Raw genomic sequence first — 19079 nt, 5'->3', positions numbered from 1 at the left:
GCGCCCTGCCGTCCCATTCTTTGATCGCTTCAGCACATACTGAAACGCTATTTTACCCAGTCAAAAGACAACAGACCGTTTACCCGGTCCCACACAGAGAACCGGCCCGCCGTCCTTCGGACATTTTTACATAAGGCATGCCTGACGCGTGCGTTGGCGAAGCAAATCGCCAAACGTCGCTGCCGAACACACCGTTCGTCGTTTTTAAAAAGACAGGGCAAATGTGCTGGCAGCAGCATCTGCAGACGTCAGGTGGCCCCTAGCAAGACCATCCAAATTTCCCCGGCGGCTGTTCGATATTCTAGCAAATATCTCGAACCGTTCGGGCCTGTCCCCCCAAGCGAAGTGAATCGCGTTTGATAGTGTTAGCAATCTCGGTCGGACTGATACAACACATCTTCAAACTTGACTCAGAGATTGGTGCAAAAGAATCTCATTCCCGTGATGCGAGTGCTACAGAAACAAAAAAAGCACCGCCGAAGCGGTGCTTTTAAGTTGTAAAAGATGACGTTAGGTCAACTGGGCTTAGCCCAGTGCTTTGACCCGCGACGCCAGACGCGACATTTTGCGCGACGCTGTGTTCTTGTGGAAAACGCCTTTTGTCACACCGCGCATCAGCTCGGGCTGAGCGGCGCGCAGAGCGGCAGTTGCGGCTTCTTTGTCGCCGGATGCGATGGCTTCTTCGACTTTGCGCAGGAAGGTACGGATGCGCGAACGACGTGCTTTGTTGATTTGGAAACGTGCTTCGTTCTGGCGGGCGCGTTTTTTAGCCTGAGGTGTGTTTGCCATGAGGATCAGCCTTCATCTTGGGTATGTTCAAATTGCAAATACGCGACACAAACCCAGCGACCGGAATCGATATCCGATAAGGTGATTCTAGCCAGAGCGGGCTGCACGCGCATGTATTAGGGCTGCCTATAGTCCAACCCGACACGCAATGCAAACCCGCAAAGCCATTTACTTGTCCCGGAACTGCGCTTCGCGCTTTTCAAGGAAGGCGGACATGCCTTCTTTTTGGTCTTCCGTCGCGAACAGCGAATGGAAAATACGACGCTCAAACAGCAGGCCCTCGCGCAAGGGTACTTCGAACGACCGGTTTACGGCTTCCTTTACCACCATGGTCGAGATCATCGATTTCTCGGCGATCTTGGCGGCGGCGGCCATGGCTTCTTCCATCAGTTTCTTGACGGGGACGACGCGCGATACAAGGCCCGCACGCTCTGCCTCGGCGGCATCCATGAAGCGGCCGGTCAGGTTCATGTCCATCGCTTTGGATTTGCCGATGGCGCGGGTCAGGCGCTGCGTGCCGCCAATACCTGCAACAACGCCAAGGTTGATTTCAGGCTGCCCGAATTTGGCGCTTTCGGAGCAGATGATAAAGTCACACATCATCGCCAGTTCGCAGCCGCCGCCAAGGGCATAGCCCGACACAGCAGCAATGATGGGTTTGCGCACGCGCATGATCTGGTCGGTCTCGGGGGTGAAGAGGTCACCGGCAAAGACATCGACGAAGCTTTTGTCGCGCATCATGGCGATATCGGCACCGGCGGCAAAAGCCTTTTCCGAACCGGTGATCACGATGCAGCGGACTTTTTCGTTTTCCTGAGCCGATTTCAACGCATCGGCCAGCTCGGTCATCAGCTGGTCATTCAGTGCGTTCATTGCATCGGGACGGTTCAGCGTGACAAGCGCGATGTGGTTGTCGACGTCGACCGTGATCGTTTCATAAGCCATCAAGAATGCTCTCGTTTGTTACGCTTTGAAAGATGTGCATACCACGGGGGCGGGGTGTTTCAAGTTATCTTTGGCATTGCGGGCAGTAGAAGGAAGACCGCCCCGACTGGACGATTCGTGCAATCTGATGGGTGCAGCCTTCACTGCGGCAGGGTTCTGCCTCGCGGCCGTACACGTCAAAGCTGTGCTGGAAATAGCCCAATTCACCGTCCGCGCGTTTGAAATCGCGTAAAGTAGACCCGCCTGCGGTGATCGCCTCGTTCAGCACATCGCGGATGATCGGGACCAGGCCGCCCACCCGTTTCGCCGCGATCCGCCCCGCCTTGCGCGCGGGGTGGATGCCCGCACGGTAAAGGGTTTCGCAGACATAGATATTTCCCAACCCCGCCACGATCCGCTGGTCCAGCAGCGCGGTCTTGATCGGGGTATTCTTTCCCCTGAGCGCGGTAATCAGATGGTCCTCGTGGAAGTCATTGCCCAAAGGCTCTGGCCCGATCGACGACAGCAACTTGTGGCTGTCAGCGCTGGCAGTGTCCAACAAGTCCATCGCGCCAAAGCGGCGCGGGTCGTTAAAGGTCACCCGCGCACCGTTGCCCATATGAAACACCACATGGTCGTGTTTTTCAGGGGCGGGGTGGTTATGCACGAACTGCCCCAATGGATCGCCCGAGATCAGCATCCGCCCCGACATCCCCAGATGCACCAGCAGCGATTCCCCCGACGACAGATCGGCGAGGATATATTTTGACCGCCGCCGCAGCTGGGTCACCCGTTGCCCTGTCAGCCGTGCCGCCATATCTGGGGGGAAAGGCCAGCGCAGATCGGGGCGATTCACCTCGGCGCGGGCGATCACCTCACCCTCCATCACGGGGGATAGACCGCGACGCACTGTTTCGACCTCTGGCAACTCAGGCATGGTTGTTTCCCCTGTGACAAAAGGGGCGCATTGTACCTGCCCCCTCGCGCCCTATAACAAAGGTGCAGATCAAAGGACTACAAGACCCCATGACAAACGACAGCGACAAAACCACTCATTTCGGATTTGAAACCGTAGCCGAAAGCGACAAGGCCGGGCGCGTGCAGGGTGTCTTTAACTCTGTGGCCAGCAAATACGACATCATGAACGATGTGATGAGCGTCGGCATCCACCGCGTCTGGAAAGAGGCGATGATGGATTGGCTGGCACCGCGCGCAGGTCAAAAGCTGCTGGATGTCGCCGGGGGGACCGGCGATGTGTCGTTCAAGTTTCTGGGCCGTGCCGGATCGGGCCACGCCACCGTGCTGGATCTGACCGAACCGATGCTGGTCGAAGGGCGCAAACGGGCAGAGGCCGCAGCGATGGCCGATAGCCTTGATTGGGTCGTCGGCGACGCCATGGCGCTGCCGTTCGAAGATAATACCTTTGACGTCTATACAATCAGCTTTGGCATCCGGAACGTCACCCGCCCCCAAGAAGCGCTGAACGAAGCCTACCGCGTGCTGCGTCCCGGCGGGCGTCTCATGGTGCTTGAATTCAGCCAGCTGCCCAATCCGATGATGCAGAAAGCCTATGATCTTTATAGCTTTAACGTCATCCCCCGCATGGGGCAGATGATCGCGAACGACCGCGATAGCTATCAGTACCTCGTGGAATCGATCCGCAACTTCCCTGATCAGGAAACCTTCCTCGGCATGCTGCGCACCGCGGGCTTTGGGCAGGCGAAGTACCGGAACCTGTCGCTGGGGATCGCGGCGCTTCATTCTGGTTGGAAGATTTAACCCATGCGCGGACCTCATAATATCTGGCGGTTGATCCGCACCGGTGCAACTTTGGAGCGGACCGGCGCGATGAATGTCGTGCTGGACGCCTTTGATGCAACGCCCGCGTTGCGCTTTGTCGCCAAGGCGCTTGGCAAACCGTTCAAGTTTCTGGGCTATGCCGGTGATCCGTCCATGCCGCCCGCGACCCGTGCACTCACCGCGCTTGGCCCTGCCTATATCAAGTTCGGTCAGGTGCTCTCTACCCGCCCCGATGTTGTAGGCGACGAGCTGGCCGTGCAACTGCGCGTGCTGCAAGACAAGCTGCCGCCGTTTTCCATCGAACAGGCCAAGGCAGAAGTCGAAAAAGAGCTCGGCCTGCCGGTCGATGCGATATTCTCTGATTTTAGCGAACCCGTCGCCGCTGCCTCTATCGCGCAGGTGCACCGCGCCACCATCGCCGAAACGCAGGAAGACGTCGCTGTCAAAGTGCTGCGTCCGGGGATCGAGAAAGCCTTTCGCAAGGATGTCGATGCCTTCTATCTTGCCGCGCGAATGGTCGAACTTTTCTCGCCCGGATCGCGCCGCCTGCGCCCGATGGAGGTGATCGAACATTTCGATGGTGTGGTGCGGGGCGAGCTGGATCTGCGGCTCGAATCCTCCGCCGCGTCGGAATTTGCGGCGAACACCAAGGGCGATGCCGGCTTCCAACTGCCTGCGATCAAATGGGAATATTCTGCCCGCCGCGTCATGACCCTGGGCTGGGCAGATGGCGTCCCGATGGGTGACAACGCCGCGATTGATGCCGCGGGCCATGACCGTGTGGCGCTTGGCGACCGCGTGTTGCAGCTGTTCCTGAATCACGCGCTGCGCGACGGGTATTTCCACGCGGATATGCATCAGGGCAATCTCAAGGTCGCGCCGAACGGTGATATCATCGCCTATGATTTCGGCATTATGGGCCACATCGATGAATACACCCGCCGCGTATATGCCGAGATCCTGTTCGGCTTTATTCGCAAGGATTACAAACGGGTGGCAGAGGTGCATTTCGAGGCGGGCTACGTGCCTGCCGACAAGGATGTCGACGAATTCGCCCGCGCCCTGCGCGCCGTGGGGGAGCCTATCTTTGGCATGGACGCGACCCGCATTTCGATGGCGCGGCTGCTGACCTACCTGTTCGAGGTCACGGAACGCTTCGGCATGGAAACACGGACAGAGCTGATCTTGCTACAGCGCACCATGGTCGTCGTCGAGGGCGTCGCCCGTTCGCTCAACCCACATATCAACATCTGGGAAGTGTCGAACCCGATCGTGACGGATTATATCTCTAAGTCCATCGGCCCCCGTGCCGTGATCAAGGATCTGAGCAAGACCGCTATGGTCCTCGCCCGTTTTGGCCCGCGTTTGCCTGCGCTTGTCGAAAACGCGTTGATCCGGCAGCAAGACGAAACACCGCCACAACGTCCGGCATTCCGACGGTGGATCATCCTTTCCGCGATTGTCGGGGCAGGGACGGCGACGGGGATTATCGCGATTTTACAGGCGCTCAGCTAGCGCCTGCCATTGACAGAGGGGCACGCTGCGGCCCATCTATCCGGCATGACGGATAATCCAGACGCTATACTGACGCAACTTCCCGCCCGCCTGAAGGCCGCGCGCACCGCTCAGGGCCTGAGCCTTGATGCGGTGGCCAAGCTTTCGGGCGTGTCGCGCTCCATGGTCAGCCAGATCGAACGCGGTGAAAGCAGCCCCACCATCGCCACCCTGTGGAACCTGACCCGTGCGCTACAGGTAGATTTCGCGGGCCTTCTGGACAGCGCGCCAACGCCCGCGCAGATCGAGGTTTTGCGCGCGGCCGAGGTGCCGACGATCAACAATCTCGGCTCCGGCTGCCGCATCCGCATCCTGTCGCCCCCCGAAGAGGCTGGCAAACACGAGGTTTACGAACTGTTGATCGACGCAGGCGGCATGCTGGACAGCCAGCCCCATACCCGCGGCGCGCGCGAGCATCTGACCGTGTCGCAAGGCACGGTAGAACTGCGGAGCGGCGATGCCGTTGGCACTGTCCACGCTGGCGACACCGCACGTTATCCCGCAGATGTCCCGCACCGGATCGCTGCGACAGATGGCCCTGTGCGGGCTTTTCTGGTCGTGCAGGACGCCTGACCGTTTGGGCTATGGTGGGAGAATCCACGATATAGGAAAAAATCCGCTATAAGGGATTTCCTCTATTTCGGAACCGTGTCCGATATGATAGAACCTGCCTGAGAAAAGGAGTTCTATCATGACCCAAGCCTACCTAGATCACGTCAACGCCACCCTGTCCGGCATCGCCGCGGACGGTATGATGAAGCAAGAGCGCATGATCACCTCGCCCCAATCCGGTGAGATCACGGTGGGCGGGCGTCAGGTGATTAATCTTTGCGCAAACAACTACCTGGGGCTGGCAGATCACCCCGATCTCATCGCCGCGGCCCGTGATGCGATGGACCCCAAGGGGTTCGGCATGGCCTCTGTCCGTTTTATCTGTGGCACACAGGACATACACCGCGAGCTAGAACAAAAGCTGGCGGCCTTCCTCGGGAAAGATGATTCCATCCTGTTTGCAGCTTGCTTTGACGCCAACGGCGGGCTGTTCGAGCCCCTGTTCGGGCCAGAGGACGCCATTGTCTCGGACAGTCTGAACCACGCCTCGATCATCGACGGCATCCGCCTGTGCAAAGCCAAACGCTACCGCTATGCCAACTCGGACATGGACGACCTTGAAGGTCAGCTCAAGCTCGCCCGCGAGGAAGGCGCGCGGTTTATCATGATCGCGACCGACGGTGTGTTCAGCATGGACGGCTATCTGGCGAAACTGCCCGAAATCACCAAACTGGCCGAGAAATACGAAGCGCTGGTGATGGTCGACGACTGCCACGCGACAGGCTTTATGGGCCCGAAGGGGGAGGGCACGCCAGCGCATTTCGGGGTCGATGTGGATATCCTGACAGGCACCTTGGGCAAGGCGCTTGGCGGGGCCATCGGCGGCTATATCGCAGGGCCGCAGCCGGTGATCGACCTGCTGCGCCAACGCGCGCGGCCCTATCTCTTCTCGAATTCACTGCCCCCGTCGATTGTCATGGCCGGGATCAAGGCGCTTGAACTGGTCGAACAAGGGGATGATCGTCGCAAGCAACTGTTCGAGAACGCGAAATACTGGCGCGAGGGGCTGACCAACCTCGGCTTTGACCTTCTGCCCGGTGAACATCCGATCATCCCCGTAATGCTGGGCGAGGCGCAGTTGGCGCAGGATATGGCAGCGCGCCTGTTCGAGGAAGGCGTCTATGTCAGCGGCTTTTTCTTTCCCGTTGTGCCTCGCGGTCAGGCCCGCATCCGCACCCAGATGAATGCCGCGCTGACCCGCGATGAGCTCGACCGCGCGCTCGAAGCCTTCAAGGTGGCGGGCAAAGCCTGTGGGGTTCTGTCATGAGCAACGAAATGAAGGCGCTGTGTAAGTCCGAACCCCGCGAGGGGCTGTGGATGACCCGCGCGCCGGTGCCGGAAATCGGGCCGGGTGACGTGCTGATCAAGATCAACAAAACCGGCATTTGTGGCACGGATATCCACATCTGGAACTGGGATGAATGGGCGCAGAACACCGTGCCTGTCCCGCTGATCACCGGCCATGAATTTGCCGGAGAGATTGTGGAACTGGGCCGGAATGTCACGGATCTGACCATCGGGCAGCGCTGCTCGGGCGAGGGGCATCTGATCGGAAAAACCTCGCGCCAGTCGCGGTCCGGCAAGTTCCACCTTGATCCCGCCACGCGTGGTATCGGCGTGAATGAACAAGGTGCCTTCGCGCAATATCTGCGGCTGCCCGCGTTCAATGTCGTCCCGCTGCCCGACACGATCTCGGACGATATCGGAGCGATCCTCGACCCGCTTGGTAATGCGGTACACACCGCGCTGAGCTTTGATCTGGTGGGGGAAGATGTGCTGATCACCGGTGCAGGCCCCATCGGTATCATGGCCGCAGCGGTCGCCCGTCACGTCGGCGCGCGTCATGTGGTGATCACGGATGTGAACCCCGCCCGGCTAGAGCTCGCCGCCAAGGTCGCCGATGTCGTCCCCGTCGACGTGCGTCACGAAGACCTTGCCGATGTCATCGCGCGGTTGAAGATGAAACAGGGCTTCGACGTCGGGATGGAGATGTCGGGCAATCAGGTCGCGCTGGATCAGATGGTAGAGGCGATGACCATGGGCGGGCGGATCGCGATGCTGGGCATCCCGCCGGGCAAATCGCCCGTCGATTGGTCGCGCATCGTGTTCAAGGCGATCACCGTCAAGGGGGTCTATGGCCGCGAGATTTTCGAGACGTGGTACAAGATGATCGCCATGCTGGAAAACGGCTTGGACGTAAGTGAGATCATCACCCATCGTTTTGACGTCGACGATTTCCAGACGGGATTTGCGACGATGAAATCGGGGGCCTCTGGCAAAGTGGTGCTGGACTGGACCGGCGCGTGATGCGTCGGGGGCAGCGGTAGGGGTGAGCCTGTAGGGGCGCTGCCCCCGCAGCCTTTGGCTGCTCCCCCGGGATTTAGGCCAATTGGAAGCAGGCAAAACAAAAGCGCCCCCGGTGATGGGGGCGCTTTGCGTTTTTTTGATGCGCTGTGGGTCTTAGGCGACTTCGAATTCGAGCTCTTTGACCTGCTTGAACAGACCTGTATCACGCAGGTCTTTCAGCGCTTTCTCGGGCAGTGGGCCGTCAATATAGAGCAAGGCAATCGCCTCCCCTTTGGCGGTGGACCGGCCGAGGGTGAAGTTCGCGATGTTCACGTCGTTTGCACCCAGGGTCTGACCCAGCGTCCCGATGATGCCGGGCACGTCGTTGTTGGTGGTGTAAAGCATATGCGCACCAACTTCGGCTTCGATATTGATGCCTTTGATCTGGATGAAGCGTGGTTTGCCATCCGAGAACACGGTGCCCGCGATCGACCGTTCCCGTTTCTCGGTGACAACGGTCACTTTCACATAGCCGTCGAAGACACCGGATTTGTCCTGATTGGTGGTGCTGATCTGGATGCCTTTTTCGCGCGCAACAACGGGGGCGCTGACCATGTTCACGTCGGGGTTGGCACGTTTCATGATGCCCGCCACGACCGCGCAGTTCAGCGCGTTCAGGTTCATCTCGGAGACCTGACCGTCGTAAAGGATGTTGATCGCCTTCACGGCTTCATCCGTCATCTGGCCAATGAAGGCCCCAAGGTGACCCGCCAAAGTGATCCACGGGCCCATGACCTTTGCCTCTTCGGCGGTGACGGACGGCATGTTCAGGGCGTTTGTGACGGCACCGGTCAGCAGGTAGTCGGACATCTGTTCAGCGACCTGAAGTGCCACGTTTTCCTGCGCTTCAGTCGTGGCGGCCCCAAGGTGGGGGGTGCAGACGACGTTGGGGAGGCCGAACAGCGGGTTTTCGGTCGCGGGCTCTTCCTTGAACACGTCGAAGGCTGCGCCAGCGACATGGCCGGATTTCAGCGCTTCGGCCAATGCTTCTTCGTCGACCAGACCGCCGCGGGCACAGTTGATGATCCGCACACCTTTTTTGGTTTTCGCCAAGGCTTCCTTGGACAGGATATTTGCGGTTTGATCCGTGTAAGGCACGTGCAACGTGATGAAATCCGCGCGCGCCAGCAGATCGTCCAGCTCGACTTTCTCGACACCCATCTTCTTGGCTTTTTCCTCGCTCAGGAAGGGGTCATAGGCCGCGACTTTCATCTTCAGGCCGCGGGCGCGATCGCAGACGATGCCGCCGATGTTGCCGGCACCGATGACGCCAAGGGTTTTACCCGTAAGCTCGACCCCCATGAATTTGGACTTTTCCCATTTGCCGGCATGGGTGGAGGCCGATGCCTCGGGGATTTGACGGGCAACGGCGAACATCATCGCAATCGCGTGTTCTGCCGTGGTGATCATGTTGCCGAAGGGGGTGTTCATGACGATGACACCCTTTTTCGAGGCCGCATCCTTGTCGATGTTATCGGTGCCGATACCGGCGCGGGCGATCACCTTGAGGTTGGTCGCATTGGCGAGGATCTTTTCGGTCACTTTCGTCGCGGACCGGATGGCGAGCCCGTCGTAATCGCCGATCACAGCGGCAAGCTTGTCCTTGTCTTTGCCAAGATCGGGTTGGAAGTCGACGTCAATGCCGCGGTCTTTGAAGATTTGAACGGCGGCGTCCGAGAGTTTGTCGGAAATAAGCACTTTGGGGGCCATGATTGGCGCTCCTTTTTTGAATAGAAGGGGGGCGTGGGTTAGCCACCCGCCTGACGTGATCGCCAAGCGGGGAACCCGAAATTAAGCGTTGATCTCGGCTTCGAAAGCCCATTCCAACCAAGGCAACATGGCCTGGATGTCAGAGGTTTCGACGGTGCCGCCGCACCAGATCCGCAGACCGGCAGGGGCATCGCGGTAGGCGCCGATGTCCAATGCGACATCCTCGTCCGCGAGACGTTTCGCGACAGCTTTTGCGAAGGCTGCGCCGTCTGCGATCCGGTCGTCATTGAATTTCAGGCAGACCGATGTGTTCGACCGTGTCGCCGGATCAACCGCAAGGAATTCGATCCAGTCATGCGTGTCCACAAAATCCGTGATCGCTGCCGTATTCGCATCGGCGCGCGCGATCAGACCTTGCAGGCCGCCGACGGATTTCGCCCAATCAAGCGCCAGCAGGTAATCTTCAACGCAAAGCATCGAAGGCGTGTTGATCGTCTCGCCCTTGAAAATCCCGTCGATCAGCTTGCCACCTTTGGTCAGGCGGAAGATCTTGGGCAGGGGCCAAGCAGGCGTATAGTTTTCAAGCCGCTCGACGGCACGAGGGCTGAGGATCAGCATGCCGTGTGCTGCTTCGCCGCCCAAAACTTTCTGCCAGCTGAACGTCGTCACATCCAGTTTGTCCCACGGCAGATCCATCGCGAAGGCAGCCGATGTCGCATCGCATAGTGTCAGCCCCTTGCGGTCGGCAGGGATAACATCGCCCGTTGGGACGCGCACGCCAGAGGTTGTCCCGTTCCAAGTGAAGCACACGTCGTTGTCGTAGTTCAACGCCGACATGTCGACAATTTGACCATAATCCGCGGTATGTACCGTATGCTCGATCTTGAGCTGTTTCACGGCGTCGGTCACCCAGCCTGCGCCGAAGGATTCCCATGCGACCATTTCCGCAGGGCGTTCGCCCAGCAACGACCACATCGCCATTTCATAAGCGCCAGTGTCAGACGCCGGAACGATGCCGATCTTATAGTCGGCAGGCACGCCCAGAATTTCGCGGGTGGTTTCAATTGCTTCAAGCAATTTCGCTTTGCCCGGTGCCGCGCGGTGGCTACGCCCCAAAGGCGCGCTCGCAAGCTTGGTCAGGTCATAAACGGGGGGTTTGGCGCACGGGCCAGAGGAAAAACGCGGATTCGTGGGCCGCGAGGTCGGTGTCGTAATAGCCATGTAGCTACCCTTTCAGATAAGCGCCCTTCGTTGGGGAAGGGTGTCCCACGTGCTGGAATACGCGGGGCGAAAGGGCGCGGCAAGCCCCCAAATCAAGCAAGATTGATGCAAATACCGGGTAATTGGCTGAACCAACCGGTGATGTTTCCTATTGGAGACAACTTAAGGCGACGGCGCTTCGGAATTAACTTCATGTTCACCCGTGGCTGCCAAAACGGAGGCCAATCTGATTCTGATGTTGAAGGACCTATGCCTGAACCGCCCGTGCGTCATATCTTGATCGTGGTTGAAAACCTACCAGTGCCGCTCGATCGCCGGGTCTGGCTGGAAGCGACGACGTTGGTACGCGCGGGCTACCAAGTCTCTATCATTTCGCCCACGGGTCAGGGATGGGTTGCGCCATTTGAACGGCGCGAAGGCGTGGATATCTACCGGTACCCCGCTGCTCCTGAAACGGGGGGCGGCGCGGTTTCATATGCAAGGGAATATGCTAGCGCAATCTGGCATTGGTTTCGGCTTGCGCGGCGTATTTGGCGGCAAAATCCTTTTCAGGCGATCCACGGGTGCAACCCACCTGATCTGATCTGCCTTCTTGCCATGTGGTACCGACGCAAGGGCGTTTCTTATGTGTTTGACCAGCACGATGTCTGCCCAGAACTTTTTGTCGCCAAGTTCGACAAACAAGGCGTAGGTTACCACGTCATGCGAAAGTGTGAATTGCTCAGCTACCGTGCTGCATCGGTGGTGATATCCCCGAATGAAAGCTTTCGCGAAATCGCGATGACACGGGGCGGCAAATGCCACGACGACATATGCGTTGTGCGCTCCGCTCCGAACCTGACAGATTTTACGCCCGGACCAGGGTCGCAGAGATACCGGCGCGAGGGAGAGACGCTGCTTGGGTATGTCGGCGTGATCGGACAGCAGGAGGGAATGGATCTGTTGCTTTCCGCGGCGCATCACCTTGTGGCCTCGGGCACGCGCGATATCCACTTTTTGGTTATCGGCTTTGGTCCCTCATTGCCTGACATGAAACGTCAGGTCGATGACCTTGGGCTGACGGGTTACTTTACGTTCACCGGCGCACTTTATGGCCGCGCTTTGGTGGACGCTTTGAACACGATAGATATGGGGCTTGCCCCAGATCCCTGCAATGCGATGAACGACATATCATCAATGAACAAGGTGGTTGAATACATGGCGCTGGGCAAACCGGTCGTTCAGTTCGACCTGACCGAAGGTCGGCGCACCGCCGAAACGGCCTCCCTCTACGCGGCTTCAAATGATCCGATTCGATTTGCCGATTGCATTAAACAGCTCATCGACGACCCGTCATTAAGAGCGGCGATGGGGAAGACCGGGCGCGAGAGGGTCGTGAATGCGCTGGCATGGTCTTCGTCCGAACCGCATCTCTTGGCGGCATATACGCGGCTTTGTGACAAGCGCCTGCGCTGAGTGGCCGGCGCAAACCATAGTTTACCGTAAATTACATCATGCAGTGGAACGGGTTTATCGCCGTCTTCGCGTTTGGAACACGTCATGATGAACGGCTTTTCTACACAGTCATTCAAATTGGATGTTTTTCCTTAACCCCGTAGTAAGCCTGTCCCCATAACCATTGATGCATCGACCTTTCCCCTGGCCTGAGCCGCAGAAGGAATTTCCGGTGCATCATACGAATGTCTTTAAACGCCAAGCCTATCCACGCGTGGACACCCTGCAGCGAAGCGATCTGCATCGGGAGTTTTATCGTCTATATGGCAAGCGCTGCTTTGACATCGTCTTTTGCATTTTATCTGCACCGATCGTGGTTATCATGATCAGCCTTCTTGCCTGTCTTGTGGCAGCAACTGGGCAGTCTCCGTTCTTCACCCAGGAACGCGTCGGTAAAGATGGGCGGGTCTTCAAGATGTGGAAGCTGCGAACAATGCACCCCCACGATCCACACTCGTTAAGAGACTATTTAGCACAAAATCCAAAGGCCAGGGATGAATGGCGACAAAACCAGAAGCTGCGTCACGATCCCCGTGTCACAACGGTGGGCCGGTTCTTGCGCTGCACGTCACTGGATGAACTACCCCAGTTCGTTAACGTGCTGAGAGGAGAGATGAGCCTCGTCGGGCCCCGACCCATGTTGGTGTCTCAAAGGGGGCTTTATCAGGGTGACCACTACGAAAGCCTGCGGCCCGGGATCAGTGGGAACTGGCAGGTCTCATCCCGGAACAGAGCAAGGTTTTCAGAGCGCGCAGTTTTCGACACGCAATACTTCAGCACCCTGTCACTGTCCGAGGATCTGCGAATACTAAAGGCAACCGTGGGTGTCGTATTGCGGGCGACGGGGTGCTGAAGCTGGCGACGATTGATCGCGGGCCTGCCCTTAGTGTCGTGATCGTCAGCTACAACACGCGGGAATTGACGCTTCGGGCGATAGAAACGCTGTATGAACATACGCAGTTGACTCAATTTGAGTGTATTGTTTGGGATAACGCCTCCTCTGACGGTTCGGCAGACGCGATAGCTGCGGCGTTTCCGCAGGTCCGGCTGGTCCGCTCGGCGCAGAATCTGGGCTTCGCGCGCGCGAATAACCTTGCCGCGCAGCAGTGTTGTTCCGATTATTTACTGTTGCTGAACCCTGATACCGAGCTTCATACCGATGCGGTCGATCAACTCGTCGCCTTTGCGCTCGAAAATCCGCAGGCGGGGATATGGGGTGGGCGCACCATTTTTGCTGACGGGTCGCATAATATCGCGTCTTGTTGGGCGCGGCCCACCGTGGCCAGCCTGTTGTTCAAAGCGATCGGGCTCAGCACTGCTTTTCCGCGCAGCGCGGTGTTTAACCCCGAAGCCTACGGGCGCTGGCCGCGGGATTCTGTGCGCCCTGTCGATATCGTCGTGGGGTGTTTTCTGTTGATCGACCGTTCCTTGTGGCATCAACTGGGCGGCTTTTCGGAGAAATATTTTATGTATGGCGAGGATGCCGATCTTTGCCTGCGCGCGATTCACTTAGGGTATCAGCCGCTGATCACGCCGAAGGCGCAGATCGTGCATCATGTCGGGGCCTCTACCACGGTGACAGAGGCAAAGGCGATCGCGGTGATGACATCGCGTGCGTCATTGGTCCGCGATCACTGGCCTGCGTGGCAACAGGGGGCGGGGGTCTTTCTGATGTGGCTTTGGTCGGCGCTTCGGTATTTGGCCACGCGGCCGTTCGTGGCTTCGCGCAATGCGCAAAGACGGGCGCGGGCGGCGCATTGGGAGGCGGTCTGGGCCGCCCGCAAGACATGGTTGCGGGGGTATGATCAAGCATAGCGTTGCAACAGTTCCTTCGCCCAAAGCGTCGGAGAATACCGTTCGACATCGTGGATACGCGCAGGGGCAAAACGCCCCAGGTAGCCGGAGGTGACAGAGAAGGTCGAGCGGCGGGAATAGATCAGGTGATCACAACGCGACAATTGCCACATGTCGATCAGGGCATTTTCCGCCTCTTGCAGCGGGTTGCATGTTGTATCCGGCCCATGCAAACGCGCGCCGGCGAGGCCTAGCCGTTTGGGATGGGTTATGACCTTGTCGAACGCACGCTTCAAACGATCCTCGATCTCGGCATTGTCCGTCGCAAGAAAGATGGTCGCGGTCGGATGGCGGGCCTTTAGCTGTTCCAGGGTCTTCAACACCGGGCCAAGCGGGATTTTTCGATCGGTGAACCTGATATGAACCCCGATGCTGGGCAGTTTTGCCGTGGGGCGCATTTGCGATAGCGCATGGCGGACCCGTGCGTTGGGGGTAAAATAGCGGCCGAGATAATCGGCGAAAACCTCGCGCTCCCCCCGTTTGGCAAAGCGTGCATCCCGGCGCAGGTGTTGTCGCATGCGGCCCAGCTTTGGCAGGTAAGACCAATAGACCGCCACCGCCTGAGACTGGTCCAACCGCTTGAGGTCCACGCAAAGCCGCCGATAGCCCCAGGGGTTTGAATGTGACTGCGGCATATAGGTGTCGATCATGTCTTGCGGCTGGCGATGCAGATTGCCAGCCCAGATCGCGGGGCAAACATCGGCCCCGTCATCCATTGTGGCACCCTCAATCGCTTCGCCCCCGATCGGAGACTGGAACAGCAGCGGATAAGCGTTTTCGCCAAGCGGCGCATAGCTGCCGTCGCGCCAGTCGATCACGGGCTTGCGGCCGGAGAGATCAGCGTAAACCAGACCCGAGATCGCAGACAGGATGCGGTTGCCCAATCCGCCCTTTCCCTTGATCACCAGTGTTTTTGATTGCATCCGTCGATACACACCCTCCGCTCATCGTTTGACGCTCACCATCCCGCAGATATCTTTCCAAAATCTTAACCGGCCTAAGGCAGACACCGGAATCCGCATCGAAATCGAATAAAATCCATATCACCGCTTGACCTTCCATTAACTGGAAGCCCTATCTGAGGGGCAAGACACCCCAAGGAGACGACTGATGGGCGATGTAGTTGCGATAAATTTTGGCATTGGCGGTATGAATTGCGCCTCTTGCGTGGGGCGGGTCGAGACCGCGCTTGGACGCGTGGAGGGTGTGCAGGACGCCCGCGTGAACCTCGCCTCGGAAACGGCGTCGCTGCAGGTGGCATCGGGTTTCGACCCCAAGGATGCCGTCGCCGCGCTTGCGACCGCAGGCTATCCCGCCACGGTGCAAACGCGGCGCTATGCCATTGATAACATGTCCTGTGCATCCTGCGTCGGGCGGGTTGAACGCGCCTTGGCGGCCGTGCCTGGTGTGGTCGATGTCAGCGTCAACCTCGCCCGGGAAGAGGCCGTGGTGCAGTCGCTTACCGCAGAGCCGGATGCCGCCATTGTGCAGGCTGCGCAAGCCGCGGGCTACCCCGCCACCCCTGTGACGGACACCGCATCTTCCCCCGCGCCGGACCGCAAGGTTGAAGAAGCCGCGCATCTTAAACGTATGACGCTGCTCGCCGCGGCGTTGACCCTGCCGGTGTTTGTGCTCGAGATGGGCGGCCATATGATCCCCGCGTTCCACCATTGGGTGATGTCGACGCTGGGGCAGCAGCTGAGCTGGTCGATCCAGTTCGTACTGACCACCATCGTGCTGGCATGGCCCGGGCGGCGCTTTTTTGTCACCGGCGTGCCAGCGCTGTTGAAACGCACGCCTGACATGAACTCTCTGGTGTTTCTGGGGGCCACGGCGGCATGGGGTTTTTCCACCGTGGCGCTGTTCTTGCCACAGTTGCTGCCCGCCGGTGCGCAAGCGGTCTATTTCGAAGCCGCCGCGATGATCGTCACGCTGATCCTGCTGGGGCGCACGCTAGAGGCGCGGGCCAAGGGCCAAACCGGGCAAGCGATCCGCAAACTGGTCGGGCTGCGCCCCAAAACCGCGCGGGTAGAGCGGGACGGCAACGTGTCAGAGGTTGCGATCGACGCGATCACCGTCGGCGATCTGATCCATGCGCGCCCCGGTGAAAAGATCGCCGTAGACGGGACCGTGACACGTGGCAGTTCCTATGTCGATGAAAGCATGATCACCGGCGAACCCGTGCCCGTCGAAAAACTGCCCGACATGCGTGTGGTCGGGGGGACGGTGAATGGCACCGGCGCGTTGGTTTACCGCGCGACCCATGTGGGCGCGGACACGACCTTGTCGCAGATCGTGCGCATGGTCGAGGACGCCCAAGGTGCCAAGCTGCCGGTGCAGGATATGGTCAACCGCATCACCATGTGGTTCGTGCCCGTCGTCATGGCGATTGCCGCGGCCACTTTCCTTGTCTGGCTTGCGTTCGGGCCGCAGCCGTCCTTGGGGCACGCTCTGGTAGCAAGCGTCGCGGTGCTGATCATCGCCTGCCCCTGTGCGATGGGGCTGGCCACGCCGACCTCTATCATGGTGGGCACGGGGCGAGGGGCCGAGATGGGCGTGCTGTTCCGCAAGGGGGATGCGCTTCAGGTCTTGGCCGAGGTCGATACCATCGCGCTTGATAAAACCGGCACGCTGACCGCCGGTCGGCCTGAGGTGACGGATCTGGATGTCTTCAACGGCTGGTCGCAGGCCGATGCGTTGCGGCTCGTTGCGTCGGTCGAGGCGCAGTCAGAGCACCCGATTGCCAGCGCCATCCTGCGCCATGCCGAAACACAGGGGCTGTCGCTGGCAGCGGTAACCTCTTTTGCCTCGCAAACCGGTCACGGTGTACACGCCGAGGTCGAGGGGCGTCGCGTGCTTGTCGGGGCGGACCGTTTCATGAAGTCCGAAGGGGTCTCTCTCGCCGCGGCAGAGGGGCGGTCGGCAGCATGGGGGGCAGAGGGCAAGACACCGCTTTTCGCCGCCGTGGATGGGGCGCTTGTCGCGATGATCGGCGTCGCCGACCCGATCAAGGAAACGACGCCCCAAGCGCTGGAGGCGCTGCACGAAGCGGGGCTGAAAATCGCGATGATCACCGGTGACAACAAGGCGACGGCGCAGGCGATTGCCGACCGTTTGGGGATCGATACCGTGGTCGCCGAAGTGCTGCCCGACGGCAAGGTCGCCGCGCTGGAGGACCTGCAACAGGCGGGCCGCAAGGTCGCCTTTGTCGGGGACGGGATCAATGATGCGCCCGCGCTGGCGGGGGTCGACGTGGGCATCGCCATCGGTACCGGAACGGATGTCGCTATCGAAGCGGCCGACGTTGTGTTGATGTCGGGCGATCTGCAAGGGGTGGTGAACGCCCTGCACATCAGCCAGCACACCATGCGCAATATCCGCCAGAACCTCTTTTGGGCCTTTGGCTATAACGCGCTGCTGATCCCCGTTGCAGCCGGTGTGCTCTATCCGCTGTTCGGCGTGCTGCTGTCGCCCGTGCTTGCCGCCGCCGCCATGGCTTTGTCGAGCGTCTTTGTCCTGTTCAACGCCCTGCGCCTGCGGTGGATCGCCGCCGCAGCAACCGCCTAATTCAACGAAAGGAGACGTCCATGAACATCGGTGACGTGTCGAAAAGCGCAGGTCTGCCTGCCAAGACCATCCGCTACTACGAAGACATCGGTCTGATCACGCCCGCGCGTGACACCAACGGGTATCGCAGCTTTTGCGACAGCGACGTGCATAAGCTGACGTTTCTGGGCCGTGCGCGGGCCTTGGGCTTCACGATCGAGAATTGCCGCGACCTGCTGGCGCTTTGGGATGATCAGGATCGCGCCAGCGCCGATGTCCGTGCCATCGCCCAGCAACATTTGGCGCAGATCGAAAGCAAGATCGCGGACCTGCAAGATATTCGTCAGACCTTGACCCATCTGGTGCATGAATGCGCTGGCGATGACCGCCCCGATTGCCCGATCTTGCAACGGCTCGAAAAGCTGTAGCGCGCGTGTCTACCGGCGCAGCAGGTAGATATCCATGATCCAGCCATGGGCGGCGCGGGCCTCTGCCCGTGTTGCGATGATGCGGTCGCAGACTTGATCCAGCGGGCCTGCGATGCGACGCTCGTTCGGCATGCCGGCATAGGCGGTCCACCAGATGTGTATGTCGCTGTGCTGCCGCAACACCTCGAAGGCGCAGGTGCCGTCCAGCATGACGGCAATCGTATCCACACCCAGCGGCCAGCCATGATCGCGCAGCTGCCGACCGGTGGTGATGGTGACGGGATTGCCGATGGTGTTCAGCGGGATCGCATGGCCCGCCGTCAGTACCTGAAGCGAGGTGATCCCCGGCACGACATCGACGGTGAGTGTGACGACCTTTTGCAACCGCTCCGCAATGCGCAGGGTGCTGTCATACAGCGATGGATCCCCCCAGACGAGGAAACCGACACGACCACCTTGGGGCAGGGTGCGCTGCATCTCGGCCAGCCAGACGTGCGCAATGGCATCGTGCCAATCGTGGACGCCCGCGTGATAATCAGGGTTGGCGGCGTCGCGTTTGGGCAGGGTGAATTCGTGAATTTCAGGCCCGTCCGACCGCAGCACCTGGGCGCAAATCTCGTGCCGCAGGCCAGCCAGATCATCCTTGCCCGCGCCCTTGGACGGGATCAGGATCACATCGCAGGCATTCAACGCGTCGATGGCTTGTAATGTAAGGTGTTTGGGATTGCCGGACCCGATGCCGATCAGTGAAAGCGTAAACATCTTGAGGCTCCGGCAGGGGGTGACGCGGCCCGAAGAATA

Annotated in this window: 17 protein-coding genes; 10 read left to right on the top strand and 7 right to left on the bottom strand. The window is 59.5% G+C overall.

The genetic code is table 11. The annotated features are described in order from the left end of the window. Positions 1-525: 525 nt before the first annotated feature. The 3 genes from rpsT to mutM all read right to left on the bottom strand — a co-directional run bounded on the left by rpsT (position 526) and on the right by mutM (position 2650). Positions 526-789: a 30S ribosomal protein S20 gene (gene rpsT / locus AADW22_RS14865; RefSeq protein WP_005850127.1), complete on the bottom strand. Its 264-nt coding sequence runs from the start codon at positions 787-789 to the stop codon at positions 526-528. Positions 790-957: 168 nt separating this feature from the next. Beyond that, complete coding sequence (locus AADW22_RS14860) at positions 958-1734, bottom strand: enoyl-CoA hydratase (RefSeq protein ID WP_005850125.1); 777 nt, start codon at positions 1732-1734, stop codon at positions 958-960. A gap of 64 nt (positions 1735-1798) precedes the next feature. Continuing rightward, positions 1799-2650 carry a bifunctional DNA-formamidopyrimidine glycosylase/DNA-(apurinic or apyrimidinic site) lyase gene (mutM, locus tag AADW22_RS14855; protein WP_407473983.1) on the bottom strand — a complete coding sequence of 284 codons (852 nt, stop codon included), beginning with the start codon at positions 2648-2650 and terminating at the stop codon, positions 1799-1801. Positions 2651-2739: 89 nt separating this feature from the next. Between mutM and ubiE the strand changes: the two genes are divergently transcribed. From ubiE to tdh, 5 genes are all read left to right on the top strand, one after another. Beyond that, positions 2740-3492 (top strand): bifunctional demethylmenaquinone methyltransferase/2-methoxy-6-polyprenyl-1,4-benzoquinol methylase UbiE, encoded by a 753-nt coding sequence (ubiE, locus tag AADW22_RS14850; RefSeq protein ID WP_005850121.1) that lies wholly within the window; start codon positions 2740-2742, stop codon positions 3490-3492. Between the two features lie 3 nt (positions 3493-3495). After that, complete coding sequence (gene ubiB / locus AADW22_RS14845) at positions 3496-5028, top strand: 2-polyprenylphenol 6-hydroxylase (protein WP_037941134.1); 1533 nt, start codon at positions 3496-3498, stop codon at positions 5026-5028. A 45-nt stretch (positions 5029-5073) separates the two neighbouring features. Further along, on the top strand, positions 5074-5640 hold the full coding sequence (locus tag AADW22_RS14840) for a helix-turn-helix domain-containing protein (protein ID WP_009825419.1): 567 nt from the start codon (positions 5074-5076) through the stop codon (positions 5638-5640). Between the two features lie 118 nt (positions 5641-5758). Further along, positions 5759-6946, top strand: coding sequence for a glycine C-acetyltransferase (locus AADW22_RS14835; RefSeq protein ID WP_132998342.1), 1188 nt, complete (start codon positions 5759-5761; stop codon positions 6944-6946). Next, complete coding sequence (tdh, locus tag AADW22_RS14830) at positions 6943-7986, top strand: L-threonine 3-dehydrogenase (RefSeq protein WP_407473982.1); 1044 nt, start codon at positions 6943-6945, stop codon at positions 7984-7986. Before AADW22_RS14835 ends, tdh begins: the two co-directional genes overlap by 4 nt. Before the next feature lie 153 nt (positions 7987-8139). Here tdh and serA read toward each other — a convergent pair whose 3' ends face one another. Continuing rightward, on the bottom strand, positions 8140-9735 hold the full coding sequence (gene serA, locus AADW22_RS14825; protein ID WP_009825417.1) for a phosphoglycerate dehydrogenase: 1596 nt from the start codon (positions 9733-9735) through the stop codon (positions 8140-8142). Between the two features lie 81 nt (positions 9736-9816). Continuing rightward, on the bottom strand, positions 9817-10956 hold the full coding sequence (locus AADW22_RS14820; RefSeq protein ID WP_064215851.1) for a phosphoserine transaminase: 1140 nt from the start codon (positions 10954-10956) through the stop codon (positions 9817-9819). Positions 10957-11061: 105 nt separating this feature from the next. Here AADW22_RS14820 and AADW22_RS14815 point away from each other — a divergent pair, with 105 nt between their 5' ends. The 3 genes from AADW22_RS14815 to AADW22_RS14805 all read left to right on the top strand — a co-directional run bounded on the left by AADW22_RS14815 (position 11062) and on the right by AADW22_RS14805 (position 14265). Then, positions 11062-12411, top strand: a complete 1350-nt coding sequence (locus AADW22_RS14815) for a glycosyltransferase family 4 protein (protein ID WP_407473981.1) — start codon at positions 11062-11064, stop codon at positions 12409-12411. Between the two features lie 211 nt (positions 12412-12622). Then, positions 12623-13303: a sugar transferase gene (locus AADW22_RS14810; protein WP_407473980.1), complete on the top strand. Its 681-nt coding sequence runs from the start codon at positions 12623-12625 to the stop codon at positions 13301-13303. Continuing rightward, the gene (locus AADW22_RS14805) at positions 13297-14265 is read left to right on the top strand and encodes a glycosyltransferase family 2 protein (RefSeq protein ID WP_407473979.1); all 969 of its coding nucleotides are present in this window, start codon (positions 13297-13299) and stop codon (positions 14263-14265) included. Before AADW22_RS14810 ends, AADW22_RS14805 begins: the two co-directional genes overlap by 7 nt. Here the strand turns inward: AADW22_RS14805 and AADW22_RS14800 are convergent. Next, positions 14256-15227, bottom strand: a complete 972-nt coding sequence (locus tag AADW22_RS14800; protein ID WP_407473978.1) for a NodZ family protein — start codon at positions 15225-15227, stop codon at positions 14256-14258. The genes AADW22_RS14805 and AADW22_RS14800 overlap by 10 nt on opposite strands. A gap of 187 nt (positions 15228-15414) precedes the next feature. Here AADW22_RS14800 and AADW22_RS14795 point away from each other — a divergent pair, with 187 nt between their 5' ends. Then, the gene (locus AADW22_RS14795) at positions 15415-17871 is read left to right on the top strand and encodes a heavy metal translocating P-type ATPase (RefSeq protein ID WP_407473977.1); all 2457 of its coding nucleotides are present in this window, start codon (positions 15415-15417) and stop codon (positions 17869-17871) included. 20 nt (positions 17872-17891) lie between these two features. Next, positions 17892-18278, top strand: coding sequence for a Cu(I)-responsive transcriptional regulator (gene cueR / locus AADW22_RS14790; RefSeq protein WP_005850098.1), 387 nt, complete (start codon positions 17892-17894; stop codon positions 18276-18278). A 9-nt stretch (positions 18279-18287) separates the two neighbouring features. On the opposite strand, the gene cobF is transcribed toward cueR, so the two are convergent. Further along, entirely contained in the window at positions 18288-19040 is a 753-nt protein-coding gene (gene cobF, locus AADW22_RS14785; protein WP_407473976.1) for a precorrin-6A synthase (deacetylating), read from the bottom strand. Positions 19041-19079: the final 39 nt, after the last annotated feature.

It is taken from the genome of Sulfitobacter sp. PM12, assembly GCF_045586035.1.
Classification (GTDB): Bacteria; Pseudomonadota; Alphaproteobacteria; order Rhodobacterales; family Rhodobacteraceae; genus Sulfitobacter; species Sulfitobacter pontiacus.
This window is presented reverse-complemented; position numbering and strand designations above follow the sequence as displayed.

Coding starts and splice junctions, on each gene's coding strand:
- rpsT (WP_005850127.1), bottom strand. CDS start 789: ATGGCAAACACACCTCAGGCTAAAAAACGCGCCCGCCAGAACGAAGCA.
- AADW22_RS14860 (WP_005850125.1), bottom strand. CDS start 1,734: ATGGCTTATGAAACGATCACGGTCGACGTCGACAACCACATCGCGCTT.
- mutM (WP_407473983.1), bottom strand. CDS start 2,650: ATGCCTGAGTTGCCAGAGGTCGAAACAGTGCGTCGCGGTCTATCCCCC.
- ubiE (WP_005850121.1), top strand. CDS start 2,740: ATGACAAACGACAGCGACAAAACCACTCATTTCGGATTTGAAACCGTA.
- ubiB (WP_037941134.1), top strand. CDS start 3,496: ATGCGCGGACCTCATAATATCTGGCGGTTGATCCGCACCGGTGCAACT.
- AADW22_RS14840 (WP_009825419.1), top strand. CDS start 5,074: ATGACGGATAATCCAGACGCTATACTGACGCAACTTCCCGCCCGCCTG.
- AADW22_RS14835 (WP_132998342.1), top strand. CDS start 5,759: ATGACCCAAGCCTACCTAGATCACGTCAACGCCACCCTGTCCGGCATC.
- tdh (WP_407473982.1), top strand. CDS start 6,943: ATGAGCAACGAAATGAAGGCGCTGTGTAAGTCCGAACCCCGCGAGGGG.
- serA (WP_009825417.1), bottom strand. CDS start 9,735: ATGGCCCCCAAAGTGCTTATTTCCGACAAACTCTCGGACGCCGCCGTT.
- AADW22_RS14820 (WP_064215851.1), bottom strand. CDS start 10,956: ATGGCTATTACGACACCGACCTCGCGGCCCACGAATCCGCGTTTTTCC.
- AADW22_RS14815 (WP_407473981.1), top strand. CDS start 11,062: ATGCAAATACCGGGTAATTGGCTGAACCAACCGGTGATGTTTCCTATT.
- AADW22_RS14800 (WP_407473978.1), bottom strand. CDS start 15,227: ATGCAATCAAAAACACTGGTGATCAAGGGAAAGGGCGGATTGGGCAAC.
- AADW22_RS14795 (WP_407473977.1), top strand. CDS start 15,415: ATGGGCGATGTAGTTGCGATAAATTTTGGCATTGGCGGTATGAATTGC.
- cueR (WP_005850098.1), top strand. CDS start 17,892: ATGAACATCGGTGACGTGTCGAAAAGCGCAGGTCTGCCTGCCAAGACC.
- cobF (WP_407473976.1), bottom strand. CDS start 19,040: ATGTTTACGCTTTCACTGATCGGCATCGGGTCCGGCAATCCCAAACAC.